At 60.9% G+C, this 15,086-nt stretch carries 17 protein-coding genes; 10 read left to right on the top strand and 7 right to left on the bottom strand.

Annotation, left to right across the window (positions count from 1 at the left end; all coding sequences use genetic code 11):
• Nucleotides 1-8 precede the first annotated feature (8 nt).
• The 3 genes from ACIO0C_RS15375 (at nt 9) to ACIO0C_RS15365 (ending at nt 2,529) form a co-directional block, all read left to right on the top strand.
• On the top strand, nt 9-578 hold the full coding sequence (locus ACIO0C_RS15375; protein WP_401313457.1) for a YceI family protein: 570 nt from the start codon (nt 9-11) through the stop codon (nt 576-578).
• A 39-nt stretch (nt 579-617) separates the two neighbouring features.
• Nucleotides 618-1,670, top strand: coding sequence for a DUF2235 domain-containing protein (locus ACIO0C_RS15370; RefSeq protein ID WP_401313456.1), 1,053 nt, complete (start codon nt 618-620; stop codon nt 1,668-1,670).
• A gap of 169 nt (nt 1,671-1,839) precedes the next feature.
• Nucleotides 1,840-2,529, top strand: a complete 690-nt coding sequence (locus ACIO0C_RS15365) for a GNAT family N-acetyltransferase (protein ID WP_401313454.1) — start codon at nt 1,840-1,842, stop codon at nt 2,527-2,529.
• Between the two features lie 757 nt (nt 2,530-3,286).
• Here ACIO0C_RS15365 and ACIO0C_RS15360 read toward each other — a convergent pair.
• Both ACIO0C_RS15360 and ACIO0C_RS15355 read right to left on the bottom strand, forming a co-directional pair.
• Nucleotides 3,287-4,417: a P1 family peptidase gene (locus ACIO0C_RS15360; RefSeq protein ID WP_401313452.1), complete on the bottom strand. Its 1,131-nt coding sequence runs from the start codon at nt 4,415-4,417 to the stop codon at nt 3,287-3,289.
• Between the two features lie 76 nt (nt 4,418-4,493).
• Complete coding sequence (locus ACIO0C_RS15355; RefSeq protein ID WP_401313451.1) at nt 4,494-5,597, bottom strand: polyamine ABC transporter substrate-binding protein; 1,104 nt, start codon at nt 5,595-5,597, stop codon at nt 4,494-4,496.
• A 111-nt stretch (nt 5,598-5,708) separates the two neighbouring features.
• On the opposite strand from ACIO0C_RS15355, the gene ACIO0C_RS15350 reads away from it, so the two are divergent.
• A complete protein-coding gene (locus tag ACIO0C_RS15350) occupies nt 5,709-6,485 on the top strand; it encodes a LuxR C-terminal-related transcriptional regulator (protein ID WP_401313449.1) in 777 nt (258 codons plus the stop codon).
• On the opposite strand, the gene ACIO0C_RS15345 is transcribed toward ACIO0C_RS15350, so the two are convergent.
• A complete protein-coding gene (locus tag ACIO0C_RS15345; RefSeq protein WP_401313448.1) occupies nt 6,469-7,410 on the bottom strand; it encodes a class I SAM-dependent methyltransferase in 942 nt (313 codons plus the stop codon). The genes ACIO0C_RS15350 and ACIO0C_RS15345 overlap by 17 nt on opposite strands.
• A 179-nt stretch (nt 7,411-7,589) precedes the next feature.
• On the opposite strand from ACIO0C_RS15345, the gene ACIO0C_RS15340 reads away from it, so the two are divergent.
• From ACIO0C_RS15340 to ACIO0C_RS15320, 5 genes are all read left to right on the top strand, one after another.
• Entirely contained in the window at nt 7,590-8,207 is a 618-nt protein-coding gene (locus tag ACIO0C_RS15340; protein WP_401313446.1) for a cytochrome b/b6 domain-containing protein, read from the top strand.
• Nucleotides 8,204-8,989 (top strand): molybdopterin-dependent oxidoreductase, encoded by a 786-nt coding sequence (locus ACIO0C_RS15335; protein ID WP_401313444.1) that lies wholly within the window; start codon nt 8,204-8,206, stop codon nt 8,987-8,989. The genes ACIO0C_RS15340 and ACIO0C_RS15335 overlap by 4 nt, the downstream gene beginning before the upstream one ends.
• Before the next feature lie 53 nt (nt 8,990-9,042).
• The gene (locus ACIO0C_RS15330; protein WP_401313443.1) at nt 9,043-9,309 is read left to right on the top strand and encodes a pentapeptide MXKDX repeat protein; all 267 of its coding nucleotides are present in this window, start codon (nt 9,043-9,045) and stop codon (nt 9,307-9,309) included.
• A gap of 203 nt (nt 9,310-9,512) precedes the next feature.
• Complete coding sequence (locus tag ACIO0C_RS15325) at nt 9,513-9,920, top strand: response regulator (protein ID WP_401313440.1); 408 nt, start codon at nt 9,513-9,515, stop codon at nt 9,918-9,920.
• A gap of 113 nt (nt 9,921-10,033) precedes the next feature.
• On the top strand, nt 10,034-10,717 hold the full coding sequence (locus ACIO0C_RS15320; RefSeq protein WP_401313438.1) for an HAD-IA family hydrolase: 684 nt from the start codon (nt 10,034-10,036) through the stop codon (nt 10,715-10,717).
• On the opposite strand, the gene ACIO0C_RS15315 is transcribed toward ACIO0C_RS15320, so the two are convergent.
• Nucleotides 10,711-11,370, bottom strand: a complete 660-nt coding sequence (locus ACIO0C_RS15315) for a methyltransferase family protein (RefSeq protein WP_401313436.1) — start codon at nt 11,368-11,370, stop codon at nt 10,711-10,713. The two genes, ACIO0C_RS15320 and ACIO0C_RS15315, sit on opposite strands and share 7 nt — an antisense overlap.
• Before the next feature lie 63 nt (nt 11,371-11,433).
• Nucleotides 11,434-12,378: a GlxA family transcriptional regulator gene (locus tag ACIO0C_RS15310; protein ID WP_401313433.1), complete on the bottom strand. Its 945-nt coding sequence runs from the start codon at nt 12,376-12,378 to the stop codon at nt 11,434-11,436.
• Nucleotides 12,379-12,501: 123 nt separating this feature from the next.
• Here ACIO0C_RS15310 and ACIO0C_RS15305 point away from each other — a divergent pair, with 123 nt between their 5' ends.
• A complete protein-coding gene (locus ACIO0C_RS15305) occupies nt 12,502-13,293 on the top strand; it encodes an SDR family NAD(P)-dependent oxidoreductase (protein ID WP_401313431.1) in 792 nt (263 codons plus the stop codon).
• A 143-nt stretch (nt 13,294-13,436) separates the two neighbouring features.
• On the opposite strand, the gene ACIO0C_RS15300 is transcribed toward ACIO0C_RS15305, so the two are convergent.
• Complete coding sequence (locus ACIO0C_RS15300; protein WP_401313429.1) at nt 13,437-13,757, bottom strand: DUF2388 domain-containing protein; 321 nt, start codon at nt 13,755-13,757, stop codon at nt 13,437-13,439.
• Nucleotides 13,758-13,858: 101 nt separating this feature from the next.
• Nucleotides 13,859-14,869 carry a GlxA family transcriptional regulator gene (locus ACIO0C_RS15295; RefSeq protein ID WP_401313426.1) on the bottom strand — a complete coding sequence of 337 codons (1,011 nt, stop codon included), beginning with the start codon at nt 14,867-14,869 and terminating at the stop codon, nt 13,859-13,861.
• Nucleotides 14,870-15,086: the final 217 nt, after the last annotated feature.

Below are 15,086 nucleotides of genomic sequence, written 5' to 3'. Positions count from 1 at the left end.
AGTGTTCCATGAACTCTCGATTCCTGCGTTTTGTATCCCTGGTCGCCCTGCTCGTGTTGGGCGTTCCTGCGCAGGGTGGCGCCGTTGAATACTCGGATGTGAATGCCAAGGCCAGCACCATCAGGTTCACCTACAACCAGATGGGCACGCGGGCCTTTGGCTCTTTCAAGGAATTCGTCGGGGACCTTGATTTCGATACCGCCCACCCCGAGGCAGCCCACGCCAACTTGACCATCGACCTGACCAGCATCGACGCCGGTAGTGACGACGCCAATACCGAGCTGCAAAAGCCTGCCTGGTTCGACACCGAGCGCTATCCCCAGGCGACCTTCGAATCAACGCGCGTCAAGGACCTCGGCAATGACCGCTACCTGATTACCGGCAACCTGACGCTGCGGGGCCTGACACGCAAGGTGGATGTGCCGGTTCTGCTCAAGGCCGAGGGCGGTGTCGGGATCTTCGTCGGCGAGCTGACGCTCAAGCGCAACGACTTCAAGATCGGCGAGGGGGAGTGGGCCGACAGCTTTGTTTCCAACGACATCAATATCCAGTTTCGCATGGTCGCGCCACAGCGCTAGCGAACGTGCAGGGGTAGTGAACAGTGACGGGAGATGAATATGCCAAAGAAAATAATCGTCGCATTCGACGGCACCTGGAACCTGCCTGATCAGGCGCCGGAGATCGATGGCGACGCCAGCACCAATGTGGTCAAGCTGCATGACGCGATCCTCCCCAGCCACAAAGACGGCACGCCGCAGAAGAAAATCTATGTCGCCGGCGTGGGCACCGACTGGTACGACAAACTTGAGGGCGGGGCCTTCGGGGTGGGGCTATCGAAGAAAATCAAGGAAGGCTATGTCGCCCTGGCCAAGCTGTACGAGGAGGGCGACCAGGTGTTCATTTTCGGCTTCAGTCGCGGCGCCTATTCCGCGCGTAGCCTGGTGGGGCTGATCCGCAATGTCGGGTTGCTGACGAAAAAGCACATCGACCGCATCGATGAGGCCTACACCCTGTACCGCACCCGTGATTCGAGCGCGGATACGGAAAACGCGCAGTTTTTTCGCCAGAGTTACTCCCGGGAAATCGACATCCATTTCCTCGGTGTCTGGGACACGGTCGGCGCCCTGGGCGTGCCGTTCAAATCGGCTGAGTGGTTCAACCACAGGTACTATGAGTTTCACGACACCGAGCTCAGCGGGATTGTGCGCAATGCCTTCCATGCCGTGGCCATCGACGAGCATCGGGCCAATTACGAATGCACCTTATGGGACCCGATTGCCAAGCCCAATCAAGTGATGGAACAGGTCTGGTTCTGTGGGGCGCATGCGAACGTGGGGGGCGGTTATGCCGATAACTCGCTGTCGGATATACCCTTGCGCTGGATGGCGAACAAGGCGATGGAGTGCGGACTGGACCTGAACCCGAAAAAAATCCCCCGGCCGCCGAATGCGCTTCCGGAGATCACCGACTCCTATCAGGACTTTCTGGGGGGCACCTACCGACTGTTGAACGCACGCTATTTCCGGCCGATCGGCAAGACATGTTTTGGCCAGGAATGCATCGATGACACCGTGCAGCAACGGGTGATCACGGTCAGCAATTATCGACCGAAAAACCACGTGGATGTGTATCTGGCAGGGGTCTATAAACCCGTGAACAAAATCTGTTGATGGCTCGGTTGCTTGGTGCCCGGTCTACATGGCGTGGACCGGGCACCAAGCGCGTGTTGCCCGTGCCCGTCGCCACACATGCAGAGCCTGGGAACGATCACAGGCGAGTAACTCGCTCCGGCACGTTATGATAGGCAGCCGCACCCATTCCCCGGAGTCAATCCCCGCAATGCCCCAGATCACCCACTACAAAACCCCGTGCCCCGAGTCGGTCAACAGTCAGATCCTGCAGATGGTGGTCGACAACCTGACCGATATCAGCATGGTCGCGATCGCGCCGAGCAACCTGTTGTACAACGTCTACCAGTATGCGATCGGCTACGAGGTGCACCTGTACCTGGAGGCCTTGAACGGGGCGAAAGGCATTGAGGTGGAACTGATCGTCGCCACGGACCTGGACGATCCGGACAAGGTCGCAGGTTTCCTGTTGTACCTGCCGGTCAAGGACGATCCCGACGCGTGCAGCGTGGCCTATATGGCCGTGGATGCCGGTCATCGGCGACAAGGGATTGCGCGCAGGATGCTGCGCGAGATGGTCGGCCGTTACCCGCATGCCGAGCTGGCGTGCGCAGTGGCCAAGGTGCCGTACTTTGAGTCCATGGGTTTCCAGGTGGTAGGCGTGCGCGCCACCCAGGTGCTGATGAACACCCGCGATCACGGCAGCGATGGCTTGAGGGCGCTGTTGGATGTGGCGCCCATCTATAGCTCGCTGGAGGTGCGGCAGATTCATACCTACCTGCTGCAAAAGCACGGCAAGCGGGCGATGCTCGATGCGGAGAAGCAGCGTGACCGGCATCTGGACCAGCTGACGCGCAAGGCCAGCGAGTTTGTCCAGGAACGATTGGAAAAACGCGGTTAACTTGTAGGCGCGAGCATGCTCGCTCCTACAAGGGGATTGGCGGTGGGTTCTGGAAAGCACAAAGCCCGGCCAGGTGCCGTAATGCTGTTCACTTAAGCCATCGTGGTTTAATGGGGCACCCAAATGATCGTTCCTGTGACGCTCCGCGTCACCGTTGCGCAGGGCTCATGTCATGCGTCGTCAGCGGAACGCGGAGCGTCCCTGGCGGCATTCCCACGCAGAGCGTGGGAACGATCAGGCAAGGGGATTTGCGGTGGGTTCTGGAAAGCATAAAGCCCGGCCAGGTGCCGTAATGCTGTTCACTTAAGCCATCGTGGTTTAATGGGGCCCCAAATGATCGTTCCCACGCTCTGCGTGGGAATGCATCCTGTGACGCTCCGCGTCACCGTTGCGCAGGGCTCACGTCATGCGTCGACAGCGGAACGCGGAGCGTCCCTGGCGGCATTCCCACGCAGAGCGTGGGAACGATCAGGCAAGGGGATTTGCGGTGGGTTCTGGAAAAAACAAAGCCCGGGCAGTTGCCGGGCTTTCAGTGTCTGGTTTTCGCGCAGTTAAAAAAGAGCCTCAAAGCTCTTTGATGGGGAGAAGTGGAGCCATTGAGGCTCAAGATGCGCATGAAGCAGGCGGTGAGCTTGATAGGGGTTCAATGCACTCACCACCTACGCAACGGCTTGGACAAGCAAGCGGCTGCGCAACTCCATCGTAGGAAGATGGGGGGCGGGTCTCAAGTACCGCTAGTCGAATCCCCCCACAAGTGTCAGCTTCTGCGATTGCGCTCCCCGGGCCAACCGGCCTGGTTCAAGGCCTCCAGCAGCGTTTCGGCATCCAGCCCCGGCACTGCGTGGCCGTTACCTTCCGTCGTTTCGGCGGCGAGCAAGGCGTTGATGATGGCTTCCTCAACGGCCTCGGTGGCCGCCAGGAACAATTCGCTGATGTGATCGTTATTGACCATGCTCAGGTTGTCGCAGGTCGGCGCTTTTTTGCTCTCGTAGGCCGCCGGTGGTACATGCCGGTTGCCGGTGGCGAAAGCGATGAAAATGTCGCCGCTGTGGTCTTCATTGCCGCCGCCGGTGCGGGCCAGGCCGAGGCTGGCGCGCTGGGCCAGGCGTGTGCATTGGTGCGGCAGCAATGGCGCATCGGTGGCCAGGCACACCACGATCGAACCCATGCCCGGATGCGGCAGTGAAGCCTTGAGAAACGGTGAATCGACCTGCTGCATGTAGCGCCCGACCGGGTAGCCGTCGACGCGCAACTCATTGCGGATGCCATGGTTGGCCTGGACTATCGCGCCAACCGTCCAGCCGCCCTGGGCATTGCTCAAACGTCGCGAAGAGGTGCCGATGCCGCCCTTGAACTCGTGACAGATCATGCCGCTGCCGCCGCCGACATTGCCTTCGGCTACCGGGCCGCCGACTGCCGCGCGCAGGGCTTGGGCGACATGTTCGGGCTTCACATGGAAGCCGTTGATGTCATTGAGCAAGCCGTCGAAGGTCTCCAGCACCACCGGCATGTTCCAGTAGAGCCGCCCTTCGTCCTGTTGCTGCTCCCGGTCCTGGACGATCAATGCATCACGCACCACGCCCAGGCTATGGGTGTTGGTGAAGGCGATCGGGCTGGTCAACAGGCCGGCTTCGCGAATCCACTCAAGCCCCGTGGCATCGCCGTTGCCATTGAGCACATGGACCCCCGCAAAACAGGGTTGCTGGCTGGTGGAACCGGCACGGGGTTCGATCACGGTCACCCCGGTCAGGATATCGCGACCCTTGGCGGTGCGACCACGCACATCGCTGTGGCCGACCCGCACGCCGGGTACATCGGTGATGGCGTTGAGGGGGCCGGGTTGCAGTTGGCCAAACTGGATATTGAGGTCGCGGGCACGTGGTTTCATGGGTTCTCTCGTCTTCAAGTTCGTGGTGGAAAAATGCTTTTGTGAGCACCGCATCCCCTGTAGGAGTGAGGTGTGCCTACTGACCGTTCTTGACCTTGCTCCAGATCCGCGTACGCACACGCTCGGTGGCCGGCGGCAAGGGTTGCAGGGTAAAGAGTGTGGCCAGGGCTTCGGCCGACGGGTAAACCGCAGGGTTGGTGCGCGTTGCCTCCGCCACCAGCGCTGTCGCGTTGCGGTTGCCGTTGGGGTAATTGAGGTGATTACTGACCGGGGCAATGACCTCGGCGCGCATCAGGTAGTCGATGAAGGCCAGGCCCTGTTCGGGATGCGGTGCGTCCTTGAGCAATACCAGCGTGTCGAACCACACCGGCGCGCCTTCCTTGGGCAAGCTGTAGGCGATTTTCACGCCATTGCCGGCCTGCTCGGCGGTGGCCTTGGCTTCGAGCATCGCGCCGGACCAACCCACGGCGACGCAGATGTTGCCGTTGGACAGGTCACTGATGAACTTCGACGAATTGAAGTAGGCGATATGCGCACGCAGCTTGAGCAGCAGCGCTTCGGCCTTCTTGTAATCCTCGGGATTGGTGCTGTTGGGTGGCAGGCCCAGGTAGTGCAGGGCGACCGGCAGCATTTCCGCGGGCGAGTCGAGCATCGCCACGCCGCACTCGCCAAGTTTGGCCAGGTTCTCTTCCTTGAACACCAGGTCCCAGGAATCCACCGGCGCCTTGTCGCCCAAAGCGGCGCGCACTTTGTCCACGTTATAGCCGATGCCGTTGGTGCCCCACAGATACGGCACAGCGTACTGGTTGCCCGGATCGTTGTTGGCCAGTTTCGCCAGCAGGTCGGTGTCCAGGTTCTTGAAGTCCGGCATCTGCGCGTGGGGCAGCGGGGCGAGGGCGCCGGCCTTGATCAGGGTCGGCAAACTGAAGTTGCTGGCCACCACCACGTCGTATCCGCTGCGGCTGGTCAGCAGTTTGCCTTCGAGGACTTCGGCACTGTCGAAGGTGTCGTAGACCGGCTGGATACCGGTGTCCCGCTTGAAGTCATGCAGGGTGGTGGGGCCGATGTAGTCATACCAGTTGTACACGTGCACGGTCGGGCCATCGGCGGCAACCGCTGACAGCGAGGCCACCAGACAGGCGCCCAGCCCCAGATTGAAATACGAGCGGTGACCACTCATGATGCGGCACTCCTGGCCTGCTGCAGGCCGGTGATGATCAGGAGTGTGCAGCGTATCGAGCGGAGTGGCGGTTACCCATTCCCATCATGGGTTACTCAAAAGGGGTAGTGCGTGGACGCGTTGTTGAAAGAGTTGCCGCTGCACCAGGGATTGGCGCGGGTATTTGGCGCGGTGGGCCAGGACGGGTTCTGGCGTGCGCTGGTCGACACCCTGCGCTTGCTGGTGCCGCTGGACAACGCCCTGGTCGCGGTGCTGCGACCGGGACGGGTGCCGCGCCTGCTGATCGATTTCGACTCCACAGGCAGCGGCGATGAGCACGAAGAACTGGCGGACTACAGCGCCGGCATGTACCTGCTCGACCCGTTTTACCTGGCGGTCTGCGCCGGCATCGCCGATGGCCTGCACAGCCTCGATTCGGTGTCCCCCGACCAGTTCCAGCAGAGCGAGTACTACTTGAGCTACTTTCGCACGGTGGTGGGTGGGGACGAATTGCAGTTCATGGTCAACGTCGACGGCGCCGTCCTCGGGTTGTCCCTGGGACGCGCGACACGCTTCACCCTGCAAGAACAGGGAAGTTTGCTGTGCGTACGCGACTGGGTGCTGGCGGCGATGCGCCGGCACCTGCAATTGCTACCGCCGGAAGGCCCGGTTGTCGAAGCTGTAGCCGGGGACCTGGCGACCTTGCTCGATCGCTTCGATGCACGCCTGTCGGTACGCGAAATCGAAACCGCACGCCTGATCCTCCAGGGTTTTTCCAGCAAGGCCATCGCCCAGCAAATGGGCATTTCCCCGGAGACGGTGAAGGTGCATCGGCGCAATCTCTATCACAAGCTCAACGTGAACGGGCACGGTGAGTTGTTTGCGCTGGTGCTCAATCCGCCAGGCTGAACACCAACGCCTTCAACCCGCACTCTACATCGGCATCCGGGAACTCCGGCGGATTGTCCAGGCGCTGTTCGAAGCGCAGGCTCGGCGCTTCGCGGGTCACACCGTCGATGAGGAAGTCCGCCCCGAAGGCCGGGTCGTTCATGCAGGCCAGCACCGTGCCTCGGGGGCCGAGCAGTTCCGGCAGGCGACGCAGCACCCGTTGATAGTCCTTGGTCAGCAGGAAACTGCCTTTCTGGAAGGACGGCGGGTCGATGATCACCAGGTCGTAAGGGCCCTTGCCGATGACTTTGCCCCAGGACTTGAACAGGTCGTGGCCGAGAAAAGTCACCTTGCCCAGGTCATGCCCGTTGAGCCGGTGATTGTCGCGGCCACGGCTCAGCGCCGGGCTGGACATGTCCAGGTTGACCACGTGGGTCGCCCCGCCTTCGATGGCCGCCACCGAGAAGCCGCAGGTGTAGGCGAACAGGTTCAACACGCGTTTGCCCAGGGCATTGGCCCGCACCCAGTCGCGGCCATAGCGCATGTCGAGGAACAGCCCGGTGTTCTGTTTGCGCCCCAGGTCCACGCGATACTTCAGGCCGCCCTCGGTGATGGTCATTTCCTCGATGACGTCCCCCAGTAGCCATTCGGTGGTGCTTTGCAGCAGGTAGCGATGTTGCAGCAGCAAGGTATGCGCGCCGGATTGCGCCCATGCTGGCGACTGCGCGAGCTGCAGCAACAGCTGCTTCAGGGCGTCCAGTTGTGCTTCTTCGGGCTCCTTGAACAGCGACACCAGCACCACGCCCTGCAACCAGTCGACGGTCAGTTGTTCGAGCCCCGGCCAGCAGCGGCCGCGGCCGTGGAACAGGCGACGGGTTTCGGCGGGAGGTGTTGTCAGTGCCGCCAGCAAATGGTCGTGAAGAGTGGAGAGAGCGTCTGCGTTCATGGGTCTGGATCGGCAAATTGCGGGGGCGGCATTTAACCATAGTTGCGCGTTGGATGGACGACACAAAACCCTGTAGGAGTGACAGGCCAGTTATCACGTTTAATTTAACTTTACGTGAGGATTTGGCGATCTTGCGCCTTCCATACTCGGCTCCTACGAACAACAACCGGGAGCCGGACATGTCGCAGTCAACTGCTTCACCCAAGGCCAGCCATCCACGCTGGCTGCGGCTCACCCACTGGCTGAACGCCCTGGCAGTGCTGGTGATGGTCACCAGTGGCTGGCGCATCTACAACGCCTCGCCGCTCTACGATTTCAGCTTTCCCAAGTCCATCACCCTGGGTGGCTGGCTGGGCGGCGCCTTGCAATGGCATTTCGCGGCGATGTGGTTTCTCGTGCTCAACGGCCTCGTCTATCTGCTCATCAACCTGGTCAGTGGCCGCCTGAAACGACGTTTTTTCCCGGTTTCCCCCAAGGGCGTGCTGCAGGACCTGTGGGCCGCGTTGCGGGGCCGGTTGGCGCACGCCGACCTGAGCCATTACAACCAGGTGCAACGTGTGGCGTACCTGTTCGTGATGGCCGATATCACGCTGCTGGTGATCTCCGGGCTGGTGCTGTGGAAGTCGGTGCAATTCCCGCTGTTGCGTGAATTGCTCTGGGGCTACGAAGGTGCGCGCCATGTGCACTTCGTCGCGATGGCGTTGTTGGTGGCATTCGTCGCGGTGCATCTGGTGATGGTGGCACTTGTTCCAAAAACATTGATAGCCATGATCGTTGGCCGCAAGGAGCCCGTATGAAAAAGCGCATTCAAGGCTCCGGGCTGGACGAGTCCTCTATCCTGACCGACGCCCGTAAAATCCTCGCCCCGCAGATCGAAGACCGCTCGCGCCGCGCGTTCCTGCTGCGTGGCCTGACACTCGGTGGCGTGGCCATGTTGTCCGGTTGCAACCTCACCGACAACGACAGCGTCGAGACCGCATTGTCGTCCATGTCGCGCTTCAACGACCGGGTGCAAGGCTGGCTGTTCAACCCCAATGCCATGGCCCCGACCTACCCGGCGTCGATGATCACCCGGCCATTCCCGTTCAATGCCTTCTACGGCATCGACGAAGCGCCAACGGTGGAGGAGGAGCGTTATCGGCTGGAAGTCACCGGCCTGGTGGCGGACAAGCGCAATTGGCGCCTCGAAGAGCTGCGCGCCATGGCGCAAACCGAGCAGATCACCCGGCATATCTGCGTCGAAGGCTGGAGCGCGATCGGCCGTTGGGGCGGCGTACGCTTCAGCGATTTCCTCAAGCGGGTCGGGGCCGATACCGACGCCAAGTATGTCGGCTTCAAGTGCGCCGACGATTACTACACCAGCATCGACATGGCCACTGCACTGCATGCGCAAACCCTGTTGGCGCTGACCTATGACGGCGCCGTGCTGCCGCGCGAATACGGCTTCCCGATGAAGCTGCGCATGCCCACCAAGCTCGGCTACAAAAATCCAAAACACATCCAGGCGATCTTCGTCAGCAACACCTACACCGGCGGCTACTGGGAAGACCAGGGCTACAACTGGTTCGGTGGCAGCTGACCAAACCCCGGCAATTCCCCTCGTCCACACCCCATGCATCAAGGAGTTTCACCATGAAAAAGTTGACCACCGTTGTTCTGTCCATGTGCCTGGCCGTCGGCGCCGCCAGTGTTTTTGCTGGCGATACGATGAGCAAGGACAGCATGAGCAAGGATTCGATGTCCAAGGACGCCATGCACAAAGACACCACGAAAAAGGACGCCATGGCCAAGGACGCGATGAGCAAGGACAGCATGTCCAAGGATGCCATGAGCAAGGACGGCATGAAGAAAGACGCCATGTCCAAGGACGCCATGAAAAAGGACCCGATGTCCCAGTAATACAAACCCTGTCATTCGGGGTGTGACCTGAGCTCATGCCCCGATGACAGTTGATAGCTTGGTGATATTGCGCAGTGTCGCAACACGGATTTCGTCGTCTGTTTGTATCAAAAATGAATTTCCGCAGAGACCGCCGTTCATACCAGTAGGTAGCGGATTTCGAGCCCGCGTATTTATTGTTGCGATCAGGGAGCGGCAAGGTCATGAGTCGAGAATCGACAGCGGGCGGACACCTTCATGGCGGATTGATTCTGGTGGTTGAAGACGATCCGATGATCCTGGAGTTTCTCTGCGAAATTCTTCAGGAGGAGGGCTATGTGGTGCAACCGCAGACCAGTGCCGACGACGCGTCGGTGTATTTGCAGGGGCACGCGCCTGAAGTCGCGATGTTGCTGACGGACATCACCATGCCGGGCACCCTCAACGGTGCAGACCTGGCCAATCTGTTCGGTGATCGTTGGCCGGACAAACCGATCATGATCATGTCCGGCTTCGAAACCCCTGAAAGCTCCGGCGTGCGGCACAATGTCTCGTTTATCAAGAAACCCTGGGCGCTGGGGCAGTTGCTCGATTGCGTGGACGGCGCCCTGAAATCACGCCGTCCCCTGTAGAGCTGCCGCAGGCTGCGAACTTTTGATCTTGAAAAATCGCAGCCAGCGTCAGCTCCATTCATCGTGTACATTTCTCGGGATACCCGCCAGATCCTTGAAATAGGAAGGACCCTTTGTCTGCTCCCGAATCAGTCTTGAACGTCCCTTACCGCGCCTTCCTGTTCGACATGGACGGCACCATCCTCACCTCGATTGCCGCCGCCGAGCGCGTCTGGGCCACTTGGGCTGTGCGCCACGGCGTCGATGTCGAGACCTTCCTGCCGACCATTCACGGTGCCCGCGCCATCGACACCATCAACCGCCTAGCCCTGCCTGGCGTCGATGCCGAGGTCGAGGCGGCGTGGATCACCGAAGCTGAAATCGAGGATGTCGAGGGCGTTGAAGAGGTGGCTGGCGCGGCGCGCTTTCTCAAGTCTTTGCCGGCACATCAGTGGGCGATCGTGACCTCTGCGCCGCGGGCGCTGGCGTTGCGGCGAATGGCCGCCGCGGGGATTCCCGAGCCGCAGGTGATGGTCACCGCCGAAGACGTCAGCGCCGGCAAACCCGACCCGGCCGGTTATCGATTGGCGGCGCGGCGGCTGGGTGTCGAGATATCGGACTGCCTGGTTTTCGAAGACGCGACGGTCGGTATTCTTGCAGCCGAAGCGGCGGGGGCGGATTTGCTGATCGTCACGGCGACGCATGAGCAGCCGATTCAGACGGCGCATGCCACGTTGGCAAAGTATGACGAAGTTGTGGCAAGTTTGGATGCCGACGCAATGATTCGACTTCACCACAGGGTGGGGGTGTCTCAGTAAATTCTCGGGATCAACCGCCAACTCCGAGTGCAATAGGCTTCGTACTCCCCCCCAAACTGCGCCCGTAACAGCGCTTCCTCGGCGTGAATGCGCGCGATCAGCGGAATCACCGTCAGCGCGGCCAGCAACAGCCCGACCGCCGAACGAAAGGCCAGCGCCCAACCCACGGCAATCACCAACATCCCCAGGTAACTGGGATTACGCAAGCGGCGATAGATCCCGTCGGTCACCAGGCGATGCCCCGGCTGGATCGCCACCAGTCCACTGAAGCGATTGCCGAGTACGAACACCGGCCACATGCGCAGCACGCCGCCGATGATGAAGAACAGCGCCCCGAGCCAACGCACGCCCTCGCCACCGAAGGTCCAGAAGTCGATCCGGTCGGTATAGGCCGGCAAAAAACCACTCAACAGTCCAATCACCCCGAATGCTGGCAGCACCCAGCGATTGGCCCGATCCTCGCGCTCGCCGGAACTCAGGTTGACCTCGGTAAACAGCGAAGCAATGGCCATGACCAGGGTTGCCAGGGCAACGACCACCAAGGCGGCATGGGAAAAAAACGCCGCGAAGCCACCCAGCCCCCAAATCGCCAGCCAGAGGTAAGCGAGAGTCGACACGATGGCAAAAAACGCCAGTTTGGCCGAGATTTTCATAGGCAATACCCCCGACACTGTTCAGTGTAGCGCTGATCGTTCCCATGCTCTGCGTGGGAACGATCAATGTGCCGCTGATCGCGCATTGCGCCGGATCACCTGCGGCGGCTGCCCGAAGACTCGAAGGAATGCTTCGCGCATGCGCCGCGGATCAACAAAGCCAGTTTCCAAGGCAATCTGCTCGAGCGTCAGGCGCCCACGTTCGAGCATCTGCCGTGCCGTCTCCAGGCGCAGGTTTTCGATGGCTTTGGCGGGCGACTGACCGGTTTCGGTACGGAACGCACGGCTGAACTGGCGCGGGCTGAGGCGTGCCACTTGCGCCAGTTGTTCCACCGATAACGTTTGGGCGAGGTGCTCCCTGGCGTAGGCGAGGACGGTCTGGATGCGATCGGATTTCGGCGCCAGCTCCAACAACGCCGAGTGCTGTGACTGGCCGCCGGCACGGCGGTGGTACATCACCAGTTTCTGCGCCACGGAGCGCGCAAGTTCAGCACCGTGATCTTTTTCGACCATGGCCAACGCCAAGTCGATGCCGGCGGTCATGCCGGCGGAGGTCCAGATCGAGCCGTCGATCACGTAGATGCGGTCGGGTTCTACCTTGATCGATGGAAAACGTTCTTGCAGTTGCCCCGCATAGGCCCAGTGCGTGGTCGCCCGTCGGCCCTCCAGCAGTCCGGCCTGGGCCATGACAAAGGCTCCGGAGCAAATCGACGCGGTGCGGCGCGCGGTTCTGGCGCTGGCACGCAAGTAGTCCAGTACCCCCTCGGGCGCCTGTTCGAGGATGGCGTCGCCACCCACCACGATTACTGTATCGAACACCCGCTCGCCGAACGCCTCGGTGCCGACATTCAGGCCGCCAGAAGCGCGCAAGGTGCGGCCGTCTTCGGACAGTACACGCACGTCATACAGGGCTTGCCCGGCACTGAAATTGGCGTACTCGAACACCGGCATGGCCGCCAGCGCCATGGACTGGAAACCCTCGAAAACCACAAACGCCACGCTGATCATCGTCAGGTCCTCAAATCTGATGTCCGAAAAACGTAGTTTAAACGTCATTTGCGACAGGCACGAGTCGACTTATAAATGCGCTTGGCTGGCGACTGTCTCGCCTCACAGTGAAGGAAATTGAACATGGCTCTCTCCTCCAAAGGCACTGCACTGATCACTGGCGCCTCTTCCGGCATAGGCGCGGTGTACGCCGACCGTCTCGCCCGGCAGGGCTACGACCTGATCGTGGTCGCGCGCAGCCAGGCAAAACTCAACGCACTGGCCAATCGCCTGAGCGACCAGACCGGCCGCACTGTGGAAGTGGTCGCCGCGGATCTCAAAGACAAGGCCGACCTGTTGCGGGTCGAACAGATTCTGCGTAATGACGCGAGCATCACCTTATTGGTCAACAACGCCGGCGTCGGTGCAGTCATGCCGTTGCTCGGAAGTCCCGTGGATGACATGGAAAACATGATCACCCTCAACATCACCGCGCTGACCCGCCTGGCCTACGCCGTGGTACCGGGCTTCGTCGCGCGCGGTACCGGGACCGTGATCAACATTTCGTCGATCGTCGCCATCGCCCCGGAAATCCTCAACGGTGTGTATGGCGCGACCAAGGCATTTGTCCTGGGCCTGAGCCAATCAATGCATCGCGAACTGGTGGACAAAGGTATTCGTATCCAGGCCGTACTGCCGGGCGCGACGGCCACCGACTTCTGGAGCGAGGCAGGTAACTCGGTGGAGAATTTGCCGCAGGAGATCGTCATGTCCGCCGAAGACATGGTCGATGCCGCACTGGTGGGGTTGGGGAGGGGGGAAGTGGTGACCATTCCGGGATTGCACGACGGGGAGCAGTGGGATCGCTACGAAGCGCAGCGCCAGGTGCTGTCGGGGTTGTTCGGTAATTCAGAGTCGGCGCCGCGTTATCGTTAAACGACAACGGGACGGGTCGCAAACCTGTAGGAGCCAGGCTTGCCGGCGAACCAGACGCCGCGGATTGTCTGCTGTACCGCGTCATCGTTCTTCGCCGGCAAGCCTGGCTCCTACGGGAGGTACAGGCGATACGTCGTTGCGATCTATTGACCAGCCGGAACGCCTTCCTGAACGAGGATGGCGCGAGCCAGGTCTTCGTCGCTGGCGCTGTTGAGGTCAGGATGTTCCTGACGGACACGCTGCAAAACCTGCTCCAGATAAACGCCACGAATCGCACCGCCACTGGCCACGAAGCTGGAGGCGTCATCCCGGGCGGGAATCATCAGTTTGTCATCCTTGAACGTCGAGTACAGCGAGGCGGAAACCCCGGCCGACGTGGCGACATCTTTTGCATCGACATCGGCCATCGCGGAGCCGACGGGTAGGCCCAGCAAAAGGGAAGAAATGATAATCAGACGGCGCATGACGGTGTCCTCTGAAAGCATGACGCAAAAAGGAAGTCTCTCACCTTTAGGATGCATGGCGGTCGTCAGGAGTTCCCATGCCGTTGTCGTGAGTCCGGTAATCAGCGCGAAAACCGGTTGCGATAATCCCGTGGCGAAACCCCGAGGTTGCGCTGGAAGGTCAGGCGCATGCGTTCTTCATCACCAAAACCACACAATCGGGAGATTTGATCGATGTTACGTTCGGAGTCTTCCAGCAGTCGTCGCGCAGCTTCCACGCGCAGCACCTCCACGGCCTTGGCCGGCGTGCGGCCGGTCTTGAGCTTGTAGACCCGGGCAAAGTTGCGCGGGCTCATTTGTACCTGTTGGGCGAGTGTCTCGACGGTGAGGTTGGCACCGGACAAGTTCTGCGTGATCCACAGGTGCAGGTCGTCGAAGGCCGCACCTTCGCTGGTTTGCGCTTGCAGCAATTGGCTGTATTGGGCCTGGCCCCCGGGGCGCTTGAGGAACACCACCATTTCCCGCGCCGTCAGCAGTGCCAGCTCACGCCCGCAATCTTCTTCAACCAACGCCAGCGCCAGGTCGATCCCGGCGCTGACCCCGGCGGACGTCCAGACGCAACCCTGCTGGACAAAGATCGCATCGTTGTCGACTTCGATGGACGGATGGCGCTCCTTGAGCAGGCCGCACATCGCCCAATGGGTGGCGGCGCGCCGACCTTCGAGCAATCCGGCCTCGGCCAACAGGAACGTGCCGCTGCACACCGAAGCGGTGCGCCTGGCTTTGCTCGATGCCTGTTTGAGCCAGTCGACCAGGCCCAAGGCGTTGTTCATCGCCAGGATAATCGCTGGGGCACCGGGAACGATCAGTGTGTCGATCGTTTGGCCGTCGAAGATGCTCAATGGCACGGTGTCGACGGCCAGCCCCTCCGCCGTGTGGATCAGGCCACCGCCCAGGCTGGCGGTTTGCAGTGTGTATCCTGGCAGGTTGCTGCTGGTGAGGTAGCGCGAGGCGGCCCAGAACACGGTTTGCGCACCGGTCAGGTCGAGCAGGCCCATTTCGGGGTAGGCGAGGAAGACGATCAAGCGCGGTTGGTCGGGCGCGGACTCGGGAGTGCTGGCGATATCGTTCATAGGCTTCTGGATTGACGCGTTGGAATAATGATAATTCGCAAACGGTATAAGCGTTATCGCAGCTGGTCGGCTGTCCGGATTTCAGGGTTTTATGTCATCCGCTCGGGAAAACTGCAAGTTCGCCCACTCGTGAAAATCCAGAACAATTGTATTGTCGATACTTGTCTGTTTGCGCACAGAAGGGCTACCCACTACATCGACCGCGCCTCGCTGTCGG

Origin of the sequence: Pseudomonas sp. NPDC087336 (assembly GCF_044744285.1) — a bacterium.
Classification (GTDB): Bacteria; Pseudomonadota; Gammaproteobacteria; order Pseudomonadales; family Pseudomonadaceae; genus Aquipseudomonas.
Note: the sequence above shows the minus strand (reverse complement) of the source record. Positions and strands in the feature narration are given on the sequence as shown.

Coding starts and splice junctions, on each gene's coding strand:
- ACIO0C_RS15375 (WP_401313457.1), top strand. CDS start 9: ATGAACTCTCGATTCCTGCGTTTTGTATCCCTGGTCGCCCTGCTCGTG.
- ACIO0C_RS15370 (WP_401313456.1), top strand. CDS start 618: ATGCCAAAGAAAATAATCGTCGCATTCGACGGCACCTGGAACCTGCCT.
- ACIO0C_RS15365 (WP_401313454.1), top strand. CDS start 1,840: ATGCCCCAGATCACCCACTACAAAACCCCGTGCCCCGAGTCGGTCAAC.
- ACIO0C_RS15360 (WP_401313452.1), bottom strand. CDS start 4,417: ATGAAACCACGTGCCCGCGACCTCAATATCCAGTTTGGCCAACTGCAA.
- ACIO0C_RS15355 (WP_401313451.1), bottom strand. CDS start 5,597: ATGAGTGGTCACCGCTCGTATTTCAATCTGGGGCTGGGCGCCTGTCTG.
- ACIO0C_RS15345 (WP_401313448.1), bottom strand. CDS start 7,410: ATGAACGCAGACGCTCTCTCCACTCTTCACGACCATTTGCTGGCGGCA.
- ACIO0C_RS15340 (WP_401313446.1), top strand. CDS start 7,590: ATGTCGCAGTCAACTGCTTCACCCAAGGCCAGCCATCCACGCTGGCTG.
- ACIO0C_RS15335 (WP_401313444.1), top strand. CDS start 8,204: ATGAAAAAGCGCATTCAAGGCTCCGGGCTGGACGAGTCCTCTATCCTG.
- ACIO0C_RS15330 (WP_401313443.1), top strand. CDS start 9,043: ATGAAAAAGTTGACCACCGTTGTTCTGTCCATGTGCCTGGCCGTCGGC.
- ACIO0C_RS15325 (WP_401313440.1), top strand. CDS start 9,513: ATGAGTCGAGAATCGACAGCGGGCGGACACCTTCATGGCGGATTGATT.
- ACIO0C_RS15315 (WP_401313436.1), bottom strand. CDS start 11,370: ATGAAAATCTCGGCCAAACTGGCGTTTTTTGCCATCGTGTCGACTCTC.
- ACIO0C_RS15310 (WP_401313433.1), bottom strand. CDS start 12,378: ATGATCAGCGTGGCGTTTGTGGTTTTCGAGGGTTTCCAGTCCATGGCG.
- ACIO0C_RS15305 (WP_401313431.1), top strand. CDS start 12,502: ATGGCTCTCTCCTCCAAAGGCACTGCACTGATCACTGGCGCCTCTTCC.
- ACIO0C_RS15300 (WP_401313429.1), bottom strand. CDS start 13,757: ATGCGCCGTCTGATTATCATTTCTTCCCTTTTGCTGGGCCTACCCGTC.
- ACIO0C_RS15295 (WP_401313426.1), bottom strand. CDS start 14,869: ATGAACGATATCGCCAGCACTCCCGAGTCCGCGCCCGACCAACCGCGC.